This is a genomic window from Mesorhizobium sp. Ca11 (genome assembly GCF_020165275.1).
Taxonomy (GTDB): domain Bacteria; phylum Pseudomonadota; class Alphaproteobacteria; order Rhizobiales; family Rhizobiaceae; genus Mesorhizobium.
On sequence record NZ_JAIUHU010000005.1, the window covers coordinates 38,639 to 57,250 of the forward strand.

Below are 18,612 nucleotides of genomic sequence, written 5' to 3' on the forward strand. Positions count from 1 at the left end.
TTCTCCCCTGTGGGAGAAGGTAGATCGGCGCGCAGCGCCGAGATGGATGAGGGGCGTTCCAGCGGAGTGAGACGCTGGCTTTCCCTGGAGCACCCCTCATCCGACCTCGCTTCGCGAGGCCGCCCTCCCCCACAAGGGGGAAGGAAGAAATGCCCTCACCCCAGCGTCAGCCCGGCCTTCCTCGCCTCCTCGCGCAAGAACGGCAGTCCGACCTCGATGACGTCGCGCGGATTCTCGGCCACCGGCCGCCACACGGCGAGCCCGCCGGCGATGTCGACATCGACATGGTTCATGCTTTCGAGCGTGATCGCGCCCTGATAGCCGATGTCGGCGATGGCCTTCATGCAGGCCGCCCAGTTCAGCATGCCACGCCCCGGCACGCCGCGGTTGGCTTCCGACACATGCACATAGCCGAGATAGGGCGCCGCCGCCTCGAAACCGGAAGCAAAGCTCTCTTCCTCGATATGCATGTGGTAGGTGTCGAGATGAATGAAGATGTTGGGCGCGCCGATGCGCTCGATGATCTTTGCCGCGTCGATGCCGCGGTTGATCAGGTGCGTCTCATAGCGGTTGCAGGGCTCGATGCCGAGCTTCAGGCCGCGCGACTTCGCCGCCTTCGCCGCGCGTTCGAGGAAACGGCACATACCGTCGATTTCCCTTTGCGTCGGCGCGCGGCCGGTGGTCTTGCCGATCGTGCCGTAGGTGACGCCGCCGAGCGCTTCGGCGCCGACCTCATTGCAGACCCGGAAAGCCGGTTCGAGGAAATCCAGCGCCTCGTCCGGCCGTTCGACCACATCGAGCGCGCGCGGCAGGCCGAGCGAGGGGACCAGTTCAACACGATAGTGATTGGCAAAGCTGCGCGTCCGCTTGGTGTCGATCTCCTCAGGCCGAAGCAAAGGGATCTCCATCAGCCCGATGCCGTATTCCTTGAGCCTGTCCATCTGCGGCTCGATGCGGGCAAGGTCCCAGACCGGTGCGATGGCGAAAGTATGCAGTCCGAACGTGTTCATGTCAGCCTCGTTGCTCATGCGCCGCCGCTGCGGCCGTATCGCCGCCGCCGACGATGCGGCTGACGACTTCGTTCATGTTGGTCCTGGCGGTGACGAGATCGGCGTCCGCCCTGCCGTGGCGCAGCACGACGATGCGGTCGGTGACTGACAGCACGTCGTTCAGCCGGTGCGAGATCAGGATGACGGCGATGCCTTCGGACTTCAGCCGCCGGATGAGATCGAGCACGCTCTGCACCTCGCGCACGGCAAGCGCCGCAGTCGGTTCGTCCATGATGACGAGCTTCGGATTGAAGGTGAGCGCGCGCGCGATCGCCACCGTCTGCTGCTGGCCGCCGGAGAACGAACCGACCGACCGGTTTATCGACGGCAAATGCGCGCCCAGCCGCTCGATCATTTTCGACGCTTGGCGATCCATCTCGCTTTTGTCGACGAAGCCGGGGAACAGGCCGAGCAACTTTTTCGTCGGTTCGCGTCCGAGGAAGATATTCGACGCCACGTCCTGTTGCTTGGCCAAAGACAGATCCTGGTAAATCATTTCGATGCCGAGGCGCCGCCGCTGACCGGGGTCCAGCGCCAGGATATCCTTGCCATCGAACTCGATCGAGCCGGTGTCGGCACGGTAGATGCCGGTGATGGTCTTCATCAGCGTCGACTTGCCGGCGCCATTGTCGCCGACCAGTCCGACCACCTCGCCAGCCGCGACCGAAAGATCGACGCCATGCAGCACGTCGACCGCGCCGAAGCTTTTGCGGATGCCGCGCAGCGAAAGCAGGGTCATACCCGCGACTCCTTCCGCACCTGGTACTGGTCGATGAAAACCGCGAGGATCAGCACCGCGCCGATCGCCATCTGCTGGTAATAGGATTGCACGGCAAGCAGCGTCAGCCCGTTCTGCAAGACGCCCATGATCAGCGCGCCGATCATGGTGCCGAGGATCGAGGCGCGGCCGCCGAACAGATTGGTGCCGCCGATGATCGCAGCCGTGATGGCGGTGAGCTCGTAATTGATGCCGGCGGTCGGATCGCCGGCATTGACGCGGGCTGTGAACAGCAGGCCGGCAAGCCCGGCGAGCGCGCCCGACAGCGTGTAGATGATGCGGCGGTGATGCTCGACGCGGATGCCCGCGGCTCGTGCTGCACCTTCGCTATCGCCCAGCGCCAGCGTGTGGCGGCCGAAACGCGTATAGGCGAGCACCGCATGCGCGACGATGGCCGTCAGCACCAGGATGATCACCGGCATCGGGACGCCGAACGGCCGCCCCTGCCCGATATAGACGATCTCGGGCGGCAGGCCGTAGATCGCCCTGCCCTTCGAGATGACCAGCGCCAGACCGCGCGCCAAGCCCAGCATGCCGAGCGTGACGATGAAGGCCGGCACGAAGGCGCGGGTGACCAGCTGGCCGTTGATGTAGCCGGCGATCCCGCCGGCCAAGATGCAGGCGATCACTGCGAAGACCGACGGCCAGCCGAGATTGACCGCCACGAAAGCGCCTGCGACGCCCGCAAGCCCCATGACCGATCCGAGCGACAGGTCGAGCCCGCCGGCACCGATGACGAAAGTGGCGGCGATCGCCAGCACGCCGATCGTCGAGGTCGCGAGCAGGATGTTGAGGAAATTGCTGAGCGACAGGAAATAGGGCGACAGGAGCGCCATCGCCGTGCTCAGCGCCAGAAGCACCACCAGCGACTCCAGCCGGATGTGGAGCCTTTCGACGGATGCGCGCTGCACCCGAGCCCAGAAGCCGGGCTGTTCAGAAGCCATGTTTTCTACCCTTCGGGTAAGGGAGAAGGGGAGTAGGTTAGTAGGGGAGTAGGGAAAGATGGGCGAAATGCAAACCGCGCTCCCCTACTCCCCTACTGCCTTACTCCCCTACTCCCTTCCTTCCTCACTTCACATATTGCAGCATCGGTTCCTTGCCGGCGTCGAGCACGTCCTTGGTCAGCACCAAAGTCGGCACGGCAATGCTTTCCGGAACCTTCTCGCCGCCGAGTGCTTTCTTGACGTTCTCCACCGCCTGTTTGCCGACCAGATAGGGAAGCTGCGCCACCGAGGCATTGAGGCGGCCCTCCTTGATCGATTTCACCGCATCGACATTTCCGTCGACGCCGATGATCGTCACCTGCGAACCCTTGCCTGCCGCATAGACCGATTCCACTGCACCAAGCGCCATGCCGTCATTGGCGCAGAAGATGGCGACGAGATCGGGATGTGCCGTCAGCGTGTCGGTGGCGATCGAGGCGGCCTTGCCGCGGTCCCAGTCGCCCGGCAGCGAAGCGACGATTTCGAGGCCGGGCGCCAGCTCCTTCAGCTTGTCGGCAAAACCCTTGGCACGCTTCTCGCCGGTGATGTTGCCGGACAGGCCTTCGATCACCAGCACCGGACCCTTGGCATCCTTGCCGAGCTTGTTGGCGAGATACTCCGCGCCCTGCGCGCCGGCGGCGATGTTGTCGGAGCCGATATGGAAGGTGACCTTGACGCCTTCCTTGTCGAGCACCGCCTGGTCGAGATTGTTGTCGAGGTCGACGATCTTGATGCCGGCGTCCTGCGCCGACTTCAGGCAAGGCAAAAGGTTGGTCGAGTTGATGGCCGCGGTGATCATCGCCACCGGCTTGCGCTCGAGCATGGTGTTGCAGAGGTTGAGCTGCGGCTCGGCCGCCTGGTCGCTCTCGGCCGCCTGCTGGAAATATTTCACCCCGGCTTCCTTGGCGCCGTCCGCGACGCCCTGCGCCATCGCGCCCCAGAACGGGTTGGCCAGCGTCTTCATCAGCACGCCATATTCGCCGTCCTCGGCCTTGGCGACGCCGACGGCGGAGAACGCGAGCGCGACGCCGACAGCAAGGGTAAATCGATTTATCCTTGGGAAATGCGATATCATTCTATCCTCCGTTGATCCTTTGGCGCCGGATGCCACGGCCAGGGCCGGCGCATGCTTCCGCTCACGACAATGGGGGCTGTTGTCGGTCTCCTCCCCCGGAATGCGGACCGCTGCCTGGCGAGCCAACGGATTCCCGCATCAACACCTGGCAGGGCTCGAGCCGCGCCGTGGGTGGTCCCACATCACCCTCGACCCTGCGAAACAAAAGGTTCATCGCCTCGCTGGCGATCCGGTGCACCGGCTGCACCACGGCGGCGATCGCCGGCCATGTCACCTGCATCCATTCGGCATCGTCGAAGCCGACCAGCGAGATGTCGTTCGGGCAATGCCAGCCACGCCGGCGGAACTCGGACAGCGCGACGAGCGTGCCCTTCAAAAGCAGCGAATAGACGGCGGTCGGCCGCTCTCCCCTGGCAAAGTAATCGCGCAGCGAGGATCGCAGCGGCTCGACGCTGACTTCCGAGGTGATGACGTCGATGCGCACCAATGGGTTGAGCGCCAGCGCCTGGCTGCGAAAACCTTCCAGACGCGCGCGCACCGTCGCCGCCTGCTCCGCAAGGCCGATGACCAGAATGTGGCTGTGCCCATTGCCGATCAGCATCCGCGCGACCTCGGCGCTGGCTGCAGCGCTGTCGGCCGAGACCGTGTCGAAAGCGTCGTCGGACAAGACGCGGTCGATCAGCACGCCGGTCATGCCGTGGGCTTTCATGAAGGCGGCCGCCGGACCATGCTCGTTGCGCACAGGCGCCAGCACGACGCCGGCAACGCGCCAGTCATGCATGCGGGCAAGGATTTCCTTCTCGCGCGCCTCCGATTCACGGCTCGATGCGGCGACTAGTGTGTAGCCGCGCTGCTCGGCAAGGCCTTCGAGCTCGGTGACCATCTGGCCAAAGAACTCGCTCTCGAACTCGGGCATGATGGCGCCGATGATGCGGCGCTTGGCCCTGCGCATATCGGAAGCTAAAGGATCGACGCGATAGCCCAGATGCTCGACGGCATCGAACACACGCTGCGCGTTTTCGGGCTTGACCGTGGTGACGCCGGCCAGCACCTTGGAGACGGTGGCCGCGGACACGCCGGCATGGCTTGCCACGTCGTGGATCGACGGACGCCGCTGCCGGGTTTGGTGTTGTGCCATTGACCTCCTCCCGAGGGCAGGCAGCCGATTTTCTGCCTCGCTATCGTAATCGATAAATCGATTTTTCGTTCTTGTAAATCGTTTCATCGGGAGTAAGACTTGAATGCATGATTGACGCGATCCAATCGCGCCCGGAGGAAAAACATGCCCGACAAAGCCTTGCCGCTGGTCATCAGCGCGCCCGAACCGCGCACATTGGAGCTCATCTTCACGCCGCCACAGCTGGCGCGCCTGCGCAAATACTATCGCATTGTCGAGACCACCCCGGAAGGCGTCGCCGCCCTCCCCGCCGAAACCCTGGCCGAGGCGCGTTTTATCATCGGTCAGCCGCCGATTTCAGCTGAGACGCTGGAGAAGCTGAAGGCGCTGCGCTGCATCTTCAACGTGGAGACCAACCTGCTCAACAACATGCCTTATGAGACGCTGTTTGCGCGCGGCATCCATGTCGTCACCACCGGCCTGGTCTTTGCCGAACCGGTCGCGGAACTCGGCCTTGCCATGGCGCTGAACCTCGCCAGAAACATCGTCGACGCCGACCTCGCTTTCCGGCAGGGCAAGGAGTTGTGGGGCGGCGACGGCAACCAGACGGCGCGCCTGCTTTCCGGCGCGGATGTGGGCATCATCGGCTTCGGCGATCTCGGCCGCGCACTCAACCGCCTGCTGACCGGCTTCCGCACCCGCACGAAAGTTTTTGATCCATGGCTGCCGCCATCGATCCTGATCGACAATGGCGTCGAGCCGGCCTCGCTGGACGAGGTGCTGTCGCAAAGCGATTTCGTCTTCGTCGTCGCTTCCGTCACCAGCGAGAATGAGGGTTTCCTGGGCGCCGACGCCTTTGCCAGGATGCGCAAGGGAGTGGCCTTCATCCTGCTCAGCCGCGCCGGCGTCGTCGATTTCCCGGCATTGATGCAAGCGGTGAAGAGCGGCCACATCGTCGCCGCGAGCGATGTCTTCCCGGAGGAGCCGCTGGCAAAGGACCATCCCGTCCGCACCCTGCCCGGCTTCCTGCGTTCGGCGCATCGCGCCGGCGCGCTCGATATCGCCTTCAAGCGCATGGGCGACATGGTGCTGGAGGATATGGACCTTATCGACCGCGGCCTGCCGCCCCTGCGCTCCAAGCGCGCCGAGCGCGAGACGGTTTCGCGCATGCGCTCCAAACCGGTCGACAGGAACTAAGTTCGAACAGGCTGTCTAGAGCGAACCCAGCCGAAGCGCGTCGCGCGCGATTTGCCAGGCCGTCTCCACATGCCGCCGCGCCGCCGCCTCCGCCGCTTCCGGCTTGCGTGAGCGGATCGCATCCATGATCGCATGCATTTCGGCGATCGCAGGCTCGCGGCGGTTCTGCGACAGGATCGTCATTGAACGCAGCTGGTTGATGCGGACATTGAGGCCGGTGACGATCTCCCAAGCGATGCGCTTGTCGGCGGCTTCGAACAGCACTTCGTAGAAGCTCGCCGTCGCCCGCATCACCTCGGCCGGCACTCCCGACGCCCACGCCTCGAGCAGCTTCGCCAGCGCCGCATCAAGCAAGGCGATCTGACCGTCGGTGGCCGACGTGGCGCAGGCCTTCGCCGCGATGCCCTCCAGCAGCGCGCGCAACTCGTAGATCTCGTCGGTCCGGCCAAGATCGGGCTTCGCCACGGCTGGCCCGTGCCCAGGTATCATCTGCACCAGGCCTTCGGCCTCCAGCTGCCGCAACACCTCGCGCACAACTGAACGGCTGACGCCGAGCTGATCGCATAACGGCCGCTCGACCAGCCTTTCGCCGGGCTGGAAATGGAAATCCATGATCGCCTCGCGCATGCGCTCCAGCGCCAGCGTCCTCAACGTCTTGGCGGAGCGGTCGATGCGAAGCGTGTCGGCAGCCATTTTCCTGAATCCCTAGCCTCATCACAAAAACAGATTCCATGATCGGTTGACAAGGCGTCCGGCACTCCATAGCATGGTATACCATAAGATGATACAGAAATTGGTGCTGCCGCGAGGTGCTCCATCCCGAGGAATTTCATGCAGCCGGCCATCCGCAAGATCGTGACCTATACCGAGAACACCTTGATCGAGGGCGGCAAGACGGCCCCGCGGCCGCTGCGTCTGATCGGCGTCGCCGCGGTGCTCACCAATCCGTGGGCAGGCCGCGGTTTCACCGAGGATCTCTCGCCCGAGATCCGCGCTTACGCGCCGGTGCTCGGCGAAAAGCTGACCAATGAGATCATCGGCGTGGCGGGTTCGGGCGAGGCGATCGAAGGCTATGGCAAGGCCGCCATTTGCGGCACGTCGGGTGAGGTCGAGCATGCGTCGGCGCTGATCCACACGCTGCATTTCGGCAACCACTATCGCCGCGCCGTCGGCGCCAAGACCTATCTCGCCTTCACCAATCTGCGTGGCGGTCCGAACACGCCGATCATGATCCCGCTGATGGACAAGAACGACGAAGGCCGCCGCTCGCATTACCTGACCGTGCATTTCCAGATCGGCGACGCGCCCGCGCCGGACGAGCTGGTGGTGGCGCTCGGCGCGTCCATCGGCGGCCGCCCGCATCACCGGATCGGCGACCGCTACCAGGATCTGAAGGAGCTCGGAGATCTGCATGGCTGACGCCGCGACGATCCGCAGCAAGGCGCCCGACGGCACCGGTTTCATCCGCGCCGGTTCGGGCGCGCCGGTCCTGCTCATCCACGGCGTCGGCATGGATGCCGCGATCTGGCAGCCCCAGATCGCCGCTATGCAGGACCGCTTCGACGTGATCGCCATCGACATGCTCGGCCACGGTTCTTCGCCCCTGCCGCCGGAGAACGCCCGCCTGTCGGACTTCGCCGATCAGGCGATCCGTCTGTTGGATCATCTCGGCCTTGCCCGCGTCGCTGTCATCGGCCACTCGATGGGCGCGCTTGTCGCACAGGAAATCGCACTTCGCGCCCCGTCGCGCATCAGCGCCCTCATCTGCCTCAACGCCGTTTTCCGGCGCCCGCCCGAGCTCGCGCAGGCGGTGCGCGAACGGGCGGCAGCGCTTGGCGGACCCGGCGACCCATCGGCCATCGCCGCCACGATCGCCCGCTGGTTCGGCGATCCGATCCCGCCGGCTCTTTCGGACGCGGCCGCGACGGCCCGCGCGGCGCTCGAAGGCGTCGATCGGCAAGGCTATGCCCGCACCTACCGCCTCTTTGCCAGCGCCGATACCGCGCACGCCGATCGTCTGCCCAATCTCACAGTACCCGCGCTGTTCATGACCGGCTCGGAAGATCGCAACTCGACAGCCGCCATGTCGGCCGCGATGGCACGACTAGCGCCAGCTGGGCGATGTGTGGTGCTGAACGACGAAAAGCACATGATGACAATCGCTTCCCCGCAAAAAGTGAATCAGCGCATCATAGGTTTCCTCGACCAGGTCGCGGCTGTTGGCGGACCGGCGGTGGAAGACGGCACCGCATTCGACGCCATGGAGTTCCGACGCGCGCTTGGCTCCTTCCTGACCGGCGTCACCATCGTCACCACGATCGACGAGTCTGGCGATCCGCGCGGCTTCACCGCCAACTCCTTCACCTCCGTCTCGCTCGAGCCACCGCTGGTGCTGGTCTGCATCGCCAAGAAGGCTCTGGGGCATCAGGTCTTCTCGACCTCCAGGGGCTTTGCCGTCAACATCCTGTCGGAAGCCCAGAAATCCGCATCCGGCATCTTCGCCTCGAAGGCCGCGGATAAATTCGCCTCCGTGGCATGGCAGTCCGGACAGACCGGCAATCCGCTGATCGGGGGATCGGTCGCGGTGTTCGATTGCGGTATGGAGCAATTGGTCGATGCCGGCGACCATTCGATCCTCATCGGCCGCGTCCATGACTTCAGCCACAATGGCGCCCAGCCGCTCGGCTATTGCCGCGGCGCCTATGTCACGCCGGGCCTGAGTCAGGAGGCGTTGGCTGCCGCCGCTCCGCCCGGAACCGAGGTCGGCGCGATCCTCGAGAACGAAGGCCGCGTCCTCTTTTTCGAGACCGCCGAGGGATCCTACCAATTGCCGGCCGGCCGCGGCCTCGGTGCCGCGAACGATGCTCGCAGCCTCAGGGGAAAACTTGCCGCCAAGGCGATCGATGCCGAGCTCGGCTTCCTCTACGCAGTGTGGGATGACGCGGCGGACGCCGCACGCACGTACGTCTATTATCGCGGGACTGTGGACGCCCCCGTCTACGGCGACGGCCAGATCCGGTTTGTCGAAATCGAACGCATCTCCGAATTGAAGATCGCCGACCCGGCTGTCAGCTCGATGCTCGCCCGCTATGCGCGCGAGCGCGCCGAGGACACTTTCGGCGTCTATGTCGGAAACGAGGTCGAAGGCGAAGTCCGGCCGCTTGCCAAGCCGGCGCCGTCGGCGCCAATCCATTCCGGCCCAATCCATTCCGGCCAGCGGTGAGATCGATGAAGTTTTCGCTTTTCGTCCATATGGAGCGCTCGGATCTCGCCAAGCCGCATTCCGAATTGCTGGCTGAACTGGAAGAACTGGTTCTGTTGGCGGAGCAGGCCGGCTTCGAGACCGCCTGGATCGGCGAGCATCACGGGATGGAATTTACTATCTCGCCGAACCCGTTCATCAACATCGCCTATCTCGCCGCAAAGACGAATACTATCCGTCTCGGCACTGGCACGATCATCGCCCCCTTCTGGCACCCGATCAAACTCGCCGGCGAAGCGGCGATGGCCGATGTCATCACCGGCGGCCGGCTGGATCTGGGCATCGCCCGCGGCGCCTACAGCTACGAGTATCAGCGCGTCTTCCCGGGGCTGGATGCCTGGGGCGCCGGCCAGCGCATGCGCGAGATCATACCGGCGATCCGCGGCCTCTGGGACGGCGATTACGAGCATTCCGGCGAGTTCTGGCAGTTCCCGCCGACGACCTCCTCGCCCAAGCCTTTGCAAAAACCCTACCCGCCGATCTGGGTGGCCGCGCGCGATCCGAACTCCCACGACTTCGCAGTGGCCAACCAATGCCAAGTCCAGGTGACGCCCCTGGCCTCCGGCGACGGCGAGGTCGCAAGCCTGATGGAACGCTTCAATGCCGCATGCCAGGCGCATCCGGACATAGCGCGGCCACAGATCATGCTCCTGATGCACACGTTCGTCGCCGAGGACGCCGCCGACGCCGACCGCCTGACCCAGGACCTCTCGCAGTTCTACTGCCAGTTCGGCGCCTGGTTCCAGAACAAGAAACCCGTCCGCCAGGGCGTTCTCGAGCAACTGACCGAGGATGAGATCGCGGCGATGCCCCAATACGCGCCCGACAAGATCCGGCAGAACCTCGTCATCGGCGAGGCCGACGAGGTGATCGCGAGGCTGAAGAGCTACGAGGCGCAAGGCTATGACCAGTACTCGATCTGGATCGACAGCGGCCTCTCGCATGAGCGCAAGAAGAAGTCGCTGCGGCTGTTCATCGACAAGGTGATGCCGGCCTTCCAGGAGATGGGGTCGCGATGAGCAGCACCGCCTTCAGGAACTACATAGACGGCCAGTTCGCCGAGGCGTCCTCCACTTTCGACAGCATCGATCCGTCGACGGGCCTGCCCTGGGCGACGATGCCCGCCGCTTCCGTTGCCGATGTCGACCGCGCGGTGGAGGCCGCGCACCGGGCGTTGCGCTCCGGCCCATGGTCGACGCTGACCGCAACGGCGCGTGGAAAACTGCTGGTGAATCTCGGCGATCTCGTCGCCGCCAATGCCGGCCGTCTCGCCGAGCTTGAAACGCGCGACACCGGCAAGATCATCCGCGAGACGCGCGCACAGATCGCCTATGTCGGCGATTACTACCGCTATTATGGCGGACTGGCCGACAAGCACGAAGGTGCCTTCATCCCGATCGACAAGGCTGACATGGAAGTGACGGTGCGGCCCGCGCCGATCGGCGTCGTTGCCGCCGTCGTACCCTGGAACTCGCAACTCTTCCTGTCGGCGGTCAAGCTCGGCCCGGCGCTGGCCGCCGGCTGCACCGTCGTGCTCAAGGCCTCCGAGGATGGGCCGGCGCCGCTGCTCGCTTTCGCGGAGTTGGTTAGCGAAGCCGGCTTTCCAGCCGGCGCGGTCAACATCCTCACCGGCTTCGGCCATGATTGCGGACACCGCCTGACCAGCCATCCGCTCGTCGCCCGTGTCGCCTTCACCGGCGGCCCTTCGACCGCCCGGCGGATCGTCGCCAACACCGCCGACAATCTCGCTTACACCACGCTCGAGCTCGGTGGCAAAAGCCCGGTCGTCGTCTTCGCCGACGCCGATCTCGACAGCGCCGCCAATGCGGTCGTCGCCGGCATCTTCGCGGCTACCGGCCAGAGCTGCGTCGCGGGCTCGCGGCTGCTGGTCGAGCGCTCGGTCAAGGACGAATTCCTCGCGCGGCTGAAGCGCAAGGCGGAAGCCATCGTCATCGGCGACCCGCAGGATCCCGCAACCGAGATGGGTCCGCTGGCGACCGCGCGCCAGCGCGAAAGGATCGAGGCAATCGTGGCGGAGAGCGTGGCAGCAGGCGGCCGACTGGTCACCGGCGGCGCGCGGCCGAAGGGCAAGACTGACGGATACTACTACGCGCCGACCATCATAGAGGCGCAGGACCAGGCTCTCGCCTGCGTGCGCGAAGAGCTGTTCGGTCCGGTGCTGAGCGTGCTTGCCTTCGACAGCGAGGCTGAAGCGCTGGCTTTGGCCAACGACACGCAATTCGGGCTCGCCTCCGGCGTCTTCACCTCGAATCTCGCCAAGGCGCATCGCATGGCCCGCGGCGTCCATGCCGGCGTCGTCTGGGTCAACACCTACCGGGCCGTCTCGCCGCTGGTCCCCTTCGGCGGCTACGGCCTTTCGGGTCTCGGTCGCGAAGGCGGCATCGACGCCATCCGCGATTACACGCGCTCGAAATCGGTGTGGATACGCACCTCCGACGACCCGATCCCCGATCCGTTCGTCATGCGCTGAGAAGGCATGGCGAGGTGCAGACAAGAACAAGAAACGGAACAACCAATCAGAGGAGAACGACATGAAACTGATTTTCGCCGGCATCCTTGCCGGACTGATGGCGACCACGGCCGCGAAGGCCGATGAAATGGTGTTCACCAGCTGGGGCGGGACGACGCAGGAAGCCCAGACCAAATCCTGGGCCGAGCCTTTCACCGCCTCTTCGGGCATCAAGGTGCTGCAGGACGGACCGACCGACTACGGCAAGCTGAAGGCGATGGTCGACGCCAAGAACGTCACCTGGGACGTCGTCGACGTCGAGATGGATTTCGCCATCAAGGCGGCCAAGGACGGGTTGCTCGAGCCGATCGACTTCGCCGTCGTGCCGAAGGCCGATCTCGACCCCCGCTTCAGCAATGAGAACGCCGTCGGCAGCTTTTACTATTCCTTCGTGCTCGCCTGGAACAAGGGCGCCGTCTCCGGTGAGCCGGCAAGCTGGGCGGACATGTTCGACACCAAGAAGTTTCCGGGCAAGCGCACCTTTTACAAATGGTCGGCGCCGGGCGTGATCGAGATCGCGCTGCTCGCCGACGGCGTGCCGGCCGACAAGCTCTATCCGCTCGACCTCGACCGCGCCTTCAAGAAGCTCGACACCATCAAGTCGGACATCGTCTGGTGGGGCGGCGGCGCCGAATCGCAGCAGCTGATCGCCTCCGGCGAGGCCGCCTTCGGCCAGCTCTGGAACGGCCGCGTCTTCGCGCTCGAGAAGGACGGCGCCGATGTCGGCGTGTCCTGGAACCAGAACCTCACCGCCGCCGACGTCCTAGTGGTGCCGAAGGGCGCCAAGAACAAGGACGGCGCCATGAAGTTCCTCGCCGCCGCGACCAGCCCGACCGGCCAGGCGAAATTTGCCGAGGCGAGCGGCTACGCGCCGATCAATACCAAGGCCAAGGCCGAAATGCCCGCCGACGTGGTCAAGGGCTTGCCCGACGCGCATGTCGACGGACAGATCAATCTCGACATGAACTACTGGGCCGAGCATCGCGACGAGATCGCCACACGCTGGTACGCCTGGCAGGCAAAGTAGACGCCGTCCTTTCGTGACAAGGATCGGGACGGCGCTCGCCGTCCCGATCCCAATCCGGGATTACCGTCATGTCGGTGGAAGCACAGCAAGGGGTCGCAAGCCCTCGAATACCGGCAGGCCTCGGCGGCCTGCTTCCGGCGTTGATCCTGATCGGGCTCTTTTTCGGAGTGCCGGTGCTGGCGCTCCTGCTGCGCAGTGTCACCGACCCCGCTCCGGGCCTGCAGAACTATGCGGCGTTGCTTGGCGACGGCACATACGCGCGCGTCTTCTTCAACACTTTCCTCGTCGCCTTCGTCGTCACCCTCGTCACCGTGGTCGTCGCTTTTCCGGTTGCCTGGATGCTGGCGATCATGCCGCCGGCGCTCGCCTCGATCCTGTTCGGCATCATCATCCTTTCGATGTGGACGAACCTCTTGACCCGCACCTATGCTTGGATGGTGCTGTTGCAGCGCACCGGCGTCATCAACCGGGCGCTGATGGGGGCCGGCATCATCGACCAGCCGCTGCCGCTCATCAACAATCTCACCGGCGTCACCATCGGCATGGTCTACATCATGCTGCCCTTCATGATCCTGCCGCTGGTCGGCACCTTGCGCGCCATCGATCCGATGACTTTGCGCGCAGCCGCCCTTTGTGGTGCCAGCCCGCTCGCCGCCTTCAGGCGCATCCTGTTGCCGCTGTCTCTGCCCGGCATCGCCGCCGGCGGCCTGATGGTCTTCGTCATGTCGCTCGGCTATTTCGTCACGCCGGCGCTGCTCGGCGGCACGTCGAACATGATGCTCGCTGAAATGATCGCGCAGATGATCCAGTCACTGCTCAACTGGGGCCTGGGGAGTGCTGCCGCCTTCATCCTGCTCGTCGTCACCATGGCGCTTTATGCATTGCAACTGCGCCTGGTCGGGTCAAAACGCGCGGCGGGAGGCACCTGAGATGCTGCTCGACTACGACCGCCTCGGCTGGTTGAAGGCAGCACTGCTCGCCTTCACCGCGCTGGTCGCCGCCTTCCTGCTGCTGCCCGTGGTGTTCATCGTGCTGCTGTCCTTCGGCTCGTCACGCTGGCTTGCCTTCCCGCCGCCCGGCTGGACATTGAAATGGTATCACGAACTGTTTGCAGATCCGTCGTGGATCGAGGCCGCGCTGACGAGCGCCCGCATCGCCACGATGACCGCTATCCTGGCCGTCACCATCGGCCTGCTCGCCTCCTTCGCGCTGGTCCGCGGCACGTTCCGCGGCCGCGAAGTCCTGCGCGGGCTGCTGCTCACGCCAATGGTGCTGCCGGTTGTCGTTTTCGCCATCGCCATCTACGCCTTCTTCCTGCGGCTTGGCCTCGGCGGCACCACCATCGGCTTCGTCGTCGCCCACACCGTATTGGCGCTGCCCTTCGCGATCATTCCGATCGCGACCGCTCTGGAAGGCTTCGACAAGTCGATCGAGGATGCGGCCATCGTCTGCGGCGCCAGCCCGCTGCAGGCCAAGCTCAGGATCACTCTGCCGTCGATCCGCATCGGCATCTTCTCCGCCGCGATCTTTTCCTTCCTCGCTTCATGGGACGAGGTGGTGGTGGCGATCTTCATGGCGAGCCCCACTTTGCAGACCTTGCCGGTCAAGATCTGGGGGAGTCTCCGCTCCGACCTCACCCCCGTCATCGCCGCCGCCTCCAGTCTGCTGGTCGCGCTCACGCTGGCCCTGATGATCGTGACGGCACTCTTGCGCCGAAAGCTGCAGACATGACCCAACCCTTTCTCTCGATCCGCAAATTGCGCAAGGCGTTCGGTGCCTTCACCGCCGTTCATGATTTGACGCTGGATATTCCGAAGGGCGAATTCCTGACCTTCCTCGGGCCGTCCGGTTCCGGCAAGTCGACCACGCTCTATGCCATCGCCGGCTTCCAGGATCCGACCTCCGGCGACGTGCTGCTGCAGGGCAAGTCGCTGCTTTCAGTGCCTTCGCACAAGCGCAACATCGGCATGGTTTTTCAGCGCTACACGCTGTTCCCGCATCTGAGCGTCGCCGAAAACGTCGCCTTCCCGCTTCGCGTCCGCCGCCGGCCTGAGACCGAGGTCAGGCGCAAGGTCGCCGACATGCTCTCCCTGGTGCGGCTGGAAAGCTTCGCCGAGCGTCTGCCCGCGGCTCTCTCGGGCGGTCAGCAGCAGCGCGTCGCGCTTGCCCGTGCGCTGGCGTATGATCCGCCGATCCTGCTGATGGACGAACCATTGTCGGCACTGGACAAGAAGCTGCGCGAGGAGATCCAGGCCGAGATCCGACGCATCCATCGCGAAACCGGCGTCACCATCCTTTACGTCACCCACGATCAGGAAGAAGCGCTGCATCTGTCGGACCGCATCGCCCTCTTCAGGGATGGCCGCATCGAACAGATCGGCACCGGCGAAGACCTCTACCTTAGACCCGCAACCGATTTTGTTGCCGGCTTTATCGGCAACTCGAATTTCCTCGCCGCCGAGCATCTGGAAACGGTGGGCGGCGCCTCGACCATTCGCCTCGCCGACGGCGCGCTTGTCTCCGGCATAAATGCCAATGGCAGCTTCGCGCCCGGACAGAAAACCAGGCTGATGATCAGGCCCGAAGCATTTCGCCTGGAGCGCTCGCCGAACAATGCGGAGCTTTCGGTCGAGATCGTCGATGTCGCCTTCTACGGCGAGCGCCGGCGTATTGTCGCGCGCACGAGCGCTGGACAGGAAATCGACATCCGGCCGACATCTTCGGCAGCGGCAACGCATGATGCCTCGCTGGGCAGGCGGCAGATATTCTTCGATCCTGCCGGCGCCTTCCTATTTCCTGCCTCGAGCAAAACCCCGGGCAAGGAGGTGACGTATTAACGGTCCCGATCAAAGTTGAACGCCCGGGCGAGCGTGCGCGAGTCGAAGAAGACCGACAAGGACGGGATCATCGCCATGATCCGGGCCTGCAGCAGCAGCTGTGGAGCACCTTTTGCCGATTTAGGCGACGAGGTTGCGGCTCACCGTTGGTGCGACCGGCTCGCCGAAATTGGCTTCTAGCCAGGCGATCGCGCTTGCAACATCCTCGATGACGAAGCGGGCAGCCGTCTCGTCCTGCGGCTTCACGCGGATCGAGATTCCGCCCGCGGCATTGACCGTTTCGAAGCCGTTCTCGTCGGACGTGTCGTCGCCAAGGAACACAGGACGCCTGCCGCTGAACGGACCAGTCTGCATGAAGCGCCGGATCGCAGCGCCCTTGGCTGCCTCAAGCGGCATCAGCTCGACGCCGGCATTGCCGGCGATCACACGGTAGCCTTTGGGCAGGCGCTGAAGCGCTGCCTCGACCAGTTCCGTCGCCCGTGCCAGAAGCTGGGGCGCTGCTCTCGTATGGATGGCGAGCACAGGTCCCTTGCGCTCGACATAGACCGCCTTGCTTGCCAGCTCCAGTTCGATCTCGTCGGCGAGCGCCGCCATGTCCGCCGGCTCGTCGGCGGCCTCGATCCGGCCATCCGGCGCAAGCCTGTGTTCCAACCCATAGAGGCCGGCGATCCTGAGCTTCAAGGGATCGAACAGATGGTCCACGGCCGCGATCGAGCGGCCGGTGATGAAGGCGAGCGCTCCGTCCAGCCGCCGTTCGATCGTCTGCAGCAATTGCCGCAACTCGGCGCTGACCGACACGCTGTCGGGATGCGCCGCGTGCTCCAGCAAGGTGCCGTCGATGTCGAGGAAAAGCGCCCACCGGCCTTCGGGAAGCGGCGGGGTAAGGTCTGCCTGACTATTCATCGAAATCCGACTGCCTGCTTGCGTTCGAACATGGAAACGACATTGTCGCCGGTGGGACCTGCCGGCCGGTCGTATAGGGCCGTGACCCGGTCGAGGTCGCCGCGCTTCCTGAGCCGCGCCGCGTCGAGCAGCATGCTGCCGGCCCAACGATAGACATTGTTGTCGCGCACGATGTCGCGCATGCGCCGCATGCGCTCGTGCTGCTCGTCCGGCCCCATGGTCATCGCCTGCAGCATCGCCTCGCTCATCATCGCTGCGTCGTACGGATTGACGATCAGCGCCTCCAGCAATTCGCGCGAGGCGCCCGCGAAGGTGCTGAGCAGCAGCACGCCCTGCTCGTCGTCGCGCGACGCCACGAACTCCTTGGCAACGAGATTCATGCCGTCATGCAGGCTGGTCACGAGGCAGATGTCGGCGGCGCGATAAAGCTCATAGACCGCGGCTTGTGAATGGTGCTCGGCCACCATGACGACCGGCTGATAGGATTTGCTGCCGTAGCGCTGGTTGAGCTCGTCGGCATAGCGCAGGCATTCTTCGTGAAGCTGCTTGTAGGCAGGCAGCGTGCCCCGACTTGGTGCAGCGATCTGCAGGAATACGACGTTACCGATCGTTTCTGGATGACGGATGAACAGTTCCTCAAGCGCATGGAAGCGATCGAGGATGCCTTTGGTGTAGTCGAGCCGTTCGACGCCGACGCAAAGCTTGGCGCCAGTTGGAATTCTGAACCGCTTGCGCACGCGCGCCCGGCACTCTTCGACGCTCGGAAGAGTTTTCAGCAGCTCGACCGGCCACTCGATCGAGATCGGATAGGAATGCACCAGCGTCACCTGGCCGCCATAGGAGATGGCCGCGTCGGCTCGCTCGATCCGGCTTTCCATGAAACGGTCGACGCTTTCGGTGAAGTTGTTGGCGTGGAACTGGGTGTGGAAGCCCACGATCGAGCTGCCGAGCAGGCCGTCGAGGATACGCTCGCGCCACGGGCAGATGCTGAACACTTCCGAGTTCGGCCACGGTATGTGCCAGAAGGTGATGACGATCGCCTCCGGCAGGCGCTCGCGGATCATGCGCGGCAGAAGCGCGAAGTGGTAGTCCTGGACCAGCACGATCGGCCGCTCGTTGCGCGCCTCGGCAACCACCGTCTCGGCGAATTTGCGGTTGACGGCCTCATAGGCCTCCCAGTCGGATTCGCGGAAGATCGGGCGCGTGAACGCGATATGGCAGAGCGGCCACAGGCCCTCATTGGCGAAGCCAAGATAGTAGCCCTGATATTCGTCGTCGCTCAGCCAGACGCGGCGCAGCGTGTAGGAAGGATTGCCGGGCGGCACTTGCACGCGGTCGTTCCTGTCAACCACCGTCCGGTCGGCAGTGCCGCCGCCATAGGCGATCCAGGTGCCGGCGCAAGCGCGCGTGATCGGTTCCAGCGCCGAGACCAGTCCGCTCGCCGGCACGACAAGCTCGACGTCGCCGTTCCTGGTTTCGTTGTGGATATAAGGCTCGCGATTGGAGACGATGATGACCTGCGCATCCGGCAACTCGTCAGCGAGGATCTTTCGCAACGTCTCCGGCGACCATGTGACCAGGGCCGCGTCGACCGACTGCCCGTTCTTTTCGAATTCGCGCAGCACCTTGCGCGCGGCCTCTGTGGCGAAGTCGTCGCCGGGGCCTGCCACAGCCGAAATCCTCGGGTGATTGCGACGGTACCGGGATATCGAAACGAAAATGGCAAATGCGGAAAGTCCAAGGCTTACGAGAATAAGGACCAGTAACAGAACGCTGTATTGTGTCATTGAAATGCCAGGCTGCCTCCGGCTGTCCGCTCATTATTTTCGTTCTTGCCGGCTGCGGACGGCAGAC

Annotated in this window: 17 protein-coding genes; 9 read left to right on the top strand and 8 right to left on the bottom strand. The window is 64.4% G+C overall.

Features of this window, described 5'->3' with window-relative positions:
• Positions 1 to 155: 155 nt before the first annotated feature.
• The 5 genes from LB538_RS10610 to LB538_RS10630 form a co-directional block, all read right to left on the bottom strand.
• A complete protein-coding gene (locus LB538_RS10610; protein ID WP_140838949.1) occupies positions 156 to 1,010 on the bottom strand; it encodes a sugar phosphate isomerase/epimerase family protein in 855 nt (284 codons plus the stop codon).
• 1 nt (position 1,011) lies between these two features.
• Positions 1,012 to 1,788, bottom strand: coding sequence for an ATP-binding cassette domain-containing protein (locus LB538_RS10615; RefSeq protein WP_140546490.1), 777 nt, complete (start codon positions 1,786 to 1,788; stop codon positions 1,012 to 1,014).
• Complete coding sequence (locus tag LB538_RS10620; protein ID WP_224522931.1) at positions 1,785 to 2,771, bottom strand: ABC transporter permease; 987 nt, start codon at positions 2,769 to 2,771, stop codon at positions 1,785 to 1,787. Before LB538_RS10620 ends, LB538_RS10615 begins: the two co-directional genes overlap by 4 nt.
• 124 nt (positions 2,772 to 2,895) lie before the next feature.
• On the bottom strand, positions 2,896 to 3,885 hold the full coding sequence (locus tag LB538_RS10625) for a substrate-binding domain-containing protein (RefSeq protein WP_224522932.1): 990 nt from the start codon (positions 3,883 to 3,885) through the stop codon (positions 2,896 to 2,898).
• Positions 3,886 to 3,946: 61 nt separating this feature from the next.
• Entirely contained in the window at positions 3,947 to 5,023 is a 1,077-nt protein-coding gene (locus LB538_RS10630; protein ID WP_224522933.1) for a LacI family DNA-binding transcriptional regulator, read from the bottom strand.
• A gap of 144 nt (positions 5,024 to 5,167) precedes the next feature.
• Between LB538_RS10630 and LB538_RS10635 the strand changes: the two genes are divergently transcribed.
• A complete protein-coding gene (locus tag LB538_RS10635; RefSeq protein WP_224522934.1) occupies positions 5,168 to 6,199 on the top strand; it encodes a hydroxyacid dehydrogenase in 1,032 nt (343 codons plus the stop codon).
• A gap of 15 nt (positions 6,200 to 6,214) precedes the next feature.
• On the opposite strand, the gene LB538_RS10640 is transcribed toward LB538_RS10635, so the two are convergent.
• On the bottom strand, positions 6,215 to 6,892 hold the full coding sequence (locus tag LB538_RS10640; RefSeq protein ID WP_224522935.1) for a GntR family transcriptional regulator: 678 nt from the start codon (positions 6,890 to 6,892) through the stop codon (positions 6,215 to 6,217).
• A gap of 138 nt (positions 6,893 to 7,030) precedes the next feature.
• Between LB538_RS10640 and LB538_RS10645 the strand changes: the two genes are divergently transcribed.
• The 8 genes from LB538_RS10645 (at position 7,031) to LB538_RS10680 (ending at position 15,855) form a co-directional block, all read left to right on the top strand.
• Complete coding sequence (locus tag LB538_RS10645; protein WP_224522936.1) at positions 7,031 to 7,618, top strand: amino acid synthesis family protein; 588 nt, start codon at positions 7,031 to 7,033, stop codon at positions 7,616 to 7,618.
• Positions 7,611 to 9,422, top strand: coding sequence for an alpha/beta fold hydrolase (locus tag LB538_RS10650; protein WP_224522937.1), 1,812 nt, complete (start codon positions 7,611 to 7,613; stop codon positions 9,420 to 9,422). The genes LB538_RS10645 and LB538_RS10650 overlap by 8 nt, the downstream gene beginning before the upstream one ends.
• A gap of 5 nt (positions 9,423 to 9,427) precedes the next feature.
• On the top strand, positions 9,428 to 10,480 hold the full coding sequence (locus tag LB538_RS10655) for an LLM class flavin-dependent oxidoreductase (RefSeq protein ID WP_224522938.1): 1,053 nt from the start codon (positions 9,428 to 9,430) through the stop codon (positions 10,478 to 10,480).
• Complete coding sequence (locus LB538_RS10660; protein WP_224522939.1) at positions 10,477 to 11,952, top strand: aldehyde dehydrogenase; 1,476 nt, start codon at positions 10,477 to 10,479, stop codon at positions 11,950 to 11,952. The genes LB538_RS10655 and LB538_RS10660 overlap by 4 nt, the downstream gene beginning before the upstream one ends.
• A gap of 61 nt (positions 11,953 to 12,013) precedes the next feature.
• Positions 12,014 to 13,018 (top strand): ABC transporter substrate-binding protein, encoded by a 1,005-nt coding sequence (locus LB538_RS10665; RefSeq protein WP_224522940.1) that lies wholly within the window; start codon positions 12,014 to 12,016, stop codon positions 13,016 to 13,018.
• Positions 13,019 to 13,086: 68 nt separating this feature from the next.
• Positions 13,087 to 13,947, top strand: a complete 861-nt coding sequence (locus LB538_RS10670) for an ABC transporter permease (RefSeq protein ID WP_224522941.1) — start codon at positions 13,087 to 13,089, stop codon at positions 13,945 to 13,947.
• Between the two features lies 1 nt (position 13,948).
• Positions 13,949 to 14,749: an ABC transporter permease gene (locus LB538_RS10675; protein WP_224522942.1), complete on the top strand. Its 801-nt coding sequence runs from the start codon at positions 13,949 to 13,951 to the stop codon at positions 14,747 to 14,749.
• Positions 14,746 to 15,855, top strand: coding sequence for an ABC transporter ATP-binding protein (locus LB538_RS10680; protein ID WP_224522943.1), 1,110 nt, complete (start codon positions 14,746 to 14,748; stop codon positions 15,853 to 15,855). The genes LB538_RS10675 and LB538_RS10680 overlap by 4 nt, the downstream gene beginning before the upstream one ends.
• A gap of 120 nt (positions 15,856 to 15,975) precedes the next feature.
• Here the strand turns inward: LB538_RS10680 and otsB are convergent, their stop codons facing one another.
• Together otsB and LB538_RS10690 are read right to left on the bottom strand one after the other, a co-directional pair.
• Positions 15,976 to 16,758 carry a trehalose-phosphatase gene (gene otsB / locus LB538_RS10685; RefSeq protein WP_224522944.1) on the bottom strand — a complete coding sequence of 261 codons (783 nt, stop codon included), beginning with the start codon at positions 16,756 to 16,758 and terminating at the stop codon, positions 15,976 to 15,978.
• Positions 16,755 to 18,545, bottom strand: a complete 1,791-nt coding sequence (locus LB538_RS10690) for a trehalose-6-phosphate synthase (RefSeq protein WP_224522945.1) — start codon at positions 18,543 to 18,545, stop codon at positions 16,755 to 16,757. Before LB538_RS10690 ends, otsB begins: the two co-directional genes overlap by 4 nt.
• Between the last annotated feature and the right edge of the window lie 67 nt (positions 18,546 to 18,612).

What these genes read in the sequence shown, in the direction of transcription:
- LB538_RS10650 (WP_224522937.1), top strand. Translation starts at nt 7,611, where the DNA reads ATGGCTGACGCCGCGACGATCCGCAGCAAGGCGCCCGACGGCACCGGT.
- LB538_RS10675 (WP_224522942.1), top strand. Translation starts at nt 13,949, where the DNA reads ATGCTGCTCGACTACGACCGCCTCGGCTGGTTGAAGGCAGCACTGCTC.
- LB538_RS10620 (WP_224522931.1), bottom strand. Translation starts at nt 2,771, where the DNA reads ATGGCTTCTGAACAGCCCGGCTTCTGGGCTCGGGTGCAGCGCGCATCC.
- LB538_RS10615 (WP_140546490.1), bottom strand. Translation starts at nt 1,788, where the DNA reads ATGACCCTGCTTTCGCTGCGCGGCATCCGCAAAAGCTTCGGCGCGGTC.
- LB538_RS10660 (WP_224522939.1), top strand. Translation starts at nt 10,477, where the DNA reads ATGAGCAGCACCGCCTTCAGGAACTACATAGACGGCCAGTTCGCCGAG.
- otsB (WP_224522944.1), bottom strand. Translation starts at nt 16,758, where the DNA reads ATGAATAGTCAGGCAGACCTTACCCCGCCGCTTCCCGAAGGCCGGTGG.
- LB538_RS10640 (WP_224522935.1), bottom strand. Translation starts at nt 6,892, where the DNA reads ATGGCTGCCGACACGCTTCGCATCGACCGCTCCGCCAAGACGTTGAGG.
- LB538_RS10680 (WP_224522943.1), top strand. Translation starts at nt 14,746, where the DNA reads ATGACCCAACCCTTTCTCTCGATCCGCAAATTGCGCAAGGCGTTCGGT.
- LB538_RS10690 (WP_224522945.1), bottom strand. Translation starts at nt 18,545, where the DNA reads ATGACACAATACAGCGTTCTGTTACTGGTCCTTATTCTCGTAAGCCTT.
- LB538_RS10665 (WP_224522940.1), top strand. Translation starts at nt 12,014, where the DNA reads ATGAAACTGATTTTCGCCGGCATCCTTGCCGGACTGATGGCGACCACG.
- LB538_RS10655 (WP_224522938.1), top strand. Translation starts at nt 9,428, where the DNA reads ATGAAGTTTTCGCTTTTCGTCCATATGGAGCGCTCGGATCTCGCCAAG.
- LB538_RS10610 (WP_140838949.1), bottom strand. Translation starts at nt 1,010, where the DNA reads ATGAACACGTTCGGACTGCATACTTTCGCCATCGCACCGGTCTGGGAC.
- LB538_RS10625 (WP_224522932.1), bottom strand. Translation starts at nt 3,885, where the DNA reads ATGATATCGCATTTCCCAAGGATAAATCGATTTACCCTTGCTGTCGGC.
- LB538_RS10645 (WP_224522936.1), top strand. Translation starts at nt 7,031, where the DNA reads ATGCAGCCGGCCATCCGCAAGATCGTGACCTATACCGAGAACACCTTG.
- LB538_RS10635 (WP_224522934.1), top strand. Translation starts at nt 5,168, where the DNA reads ATGCCCGACAAAGCCTTGCCGCTGGTCATCAGCGCGCCCGAACCGCGC.
- LB538_RS10630 (WP_224522933.1), bottom strand. Translation starts at nt 5,023, where the DNA reads ATGGCACAACACCAAACCCGGCAGCGGCGTCCGTCGATCCACGACGTG.
- LB538_RS10670 (WP_224522941.1), top strand. Translation starts at nt 13,087, where the DNA reads ATGTCGGTGGAAGCACAGCAAGGGGTCGCAAGCCCTCGAATACCGGCA.